Source organism: Vreelandella lionensis, from assembly GCF_002087295.1.
In the GTDB taxonomy this organism is placed as follows: domain Bacteria; phylum Pseudomonadota; class Gammaproteobacteria; order Pseudomonadales; family Halomonadaceae; genus Vreelandella; species Vreelandella lionensis.
The window spans coordinates 1-1,478 of the sequence record NZ_MWVI01000062.1; the positions used below are offsets into that span (position 1 = coordinate 1).

A 1,478-nucleotide genomic window follows, 5' to 3' on the forward strand; every position below is an offset into this window, starting at 1 on the left:
GTGGTGACGACCTGGCTACTGCATGGCATATTGTTGCAGAATCTTGCTCGGGATTTTTTGGGTGAGCGTCTTCAGCGCGAAGCCGACCATGCCGTCACGCAGCTTGAGCAAGGTGAAGCCGCCGTGCCTGCCGCGCTTGACTCGGTTAGCCAAGGCTATCAAGTCTTTCATCATCTCTACGTACCCCGCTTTAACTGCTCGGTCAGCGCTTCCGACCCACAATGGCAGCAACAGCTGGCTTCGCTGCTAGATGAAAGCGGTGATGCTCTAATAGACGTGAATCTCGGCGGGCAACACATGCACGTCTATCGTCGCCATTTTGAATGGCAGGGCACGCAGGGTGTGCTGCTGGTGGGTGAGGACTTCTCTCAAGTAGAAGCAGGGCTTGCAACATTGCACTGGTGGGTCGGTGGGATTGCCAGCGCGCTGTTAGGAATGCTCATCATACTCAACATGTTAGCGGTTAATCGTGGACTCAAGCCACTCTGGCAACTGCGTCAACAGCTTGAAGCATTGCGAGCGGGCAAACGTGATCGCTTGTCATTAATAGCCCCTTCTGAGCTAGATGAATTAGTCGACCAGTTGAACTGGTTTATGGATGACATTGACCTTCGCTTGAAGCGCTCCAGAGAGTCGGTCGCGAACCTATCACATGCATTAAAAACCCCGCTGGCAGCCGTTACCCAAGTACTGCGTGGCAATCGGCCCATTGATGAAACCCGACGCCATAAACTGCTCAGCCGTATTGAGGATATTAACGCCCAGCTGGATGCGGAGCTGCGTCGCTCACGTATTGCAGGCCCTAACGCGGGGCGAATGGCCAACGTCACGCGTGATAGTTCACGGCTCATCGAGCTGTTCCGCAGCCTTTACCCTGAGCGTTCAAATAGGTGCGTTAATTGTGTTATTGCCGTCTCCGCTACCACACTCACGATCACCATTGATGATGACGGCCTCGGCGTTGCAGAAGAGGATCTTTCGCGCTTGGGAGAGCGTGGCGCACGACTGGATGAACGCCGTCCCGGCTACGGTTTAGGCCTGTCGATTCTTGCGCAGTTAGTTGAACGTTACTTGGGGCACTCACATTTTGAGCGTAGTCCACTGGGGGGCTTGCGCGTTACGATTACCCTGCCTCTAGCGGGTGAAGTAGCTAATTAATCATTATTCAGCTTTGTTTCAGTTTCTTCCATCAAGATGGTGCCATTCATCATTGATGGGAGTTACACATGGCACGCTCAAGCATCATTTCTCACCCGCTTTCTCGCCGGCAGGTCCTAAAAGGCGGTGCTGCCTTAGGGTTAGGTTCCGCTGCCGCAATGGGACTAACTCCCGCCTGGGCAAGCCCCTGGGGCCGTACGAATGTCTATGCACAGGGCGTCGAAGAAGGGCCCGAGATATCACTCGCTATCCGCCGTGAATCCATTCCGATTGACGGACAAGAAGCCCACCCAATTACCATTAACGGTACCAGTCCTGGC

The 1,478-nt window shown here is 54.3% G+C and carries 1 protein-coding gene and 1 pseudogene; both read left to right on the top strand.

Going from position 1 to position 1,478, the window contains the following annotated elements; genetic code table 11:
• The coding region (locus tag B4967_RS08290) for an ATP-binding protein (protein ID WP_243470414.1) at positions 1–1,158 on the top strand (1,158 nt) is incomplete at its 5' end.
• Between the two features lie 68 nt (positions 1,159–1,226).
• Positions 1,227–1,478 (top strand): annotated as a pseudogene (locus B4967_RS08295) (copper resistance system multicopper oxidase); the annotation flags it as partial.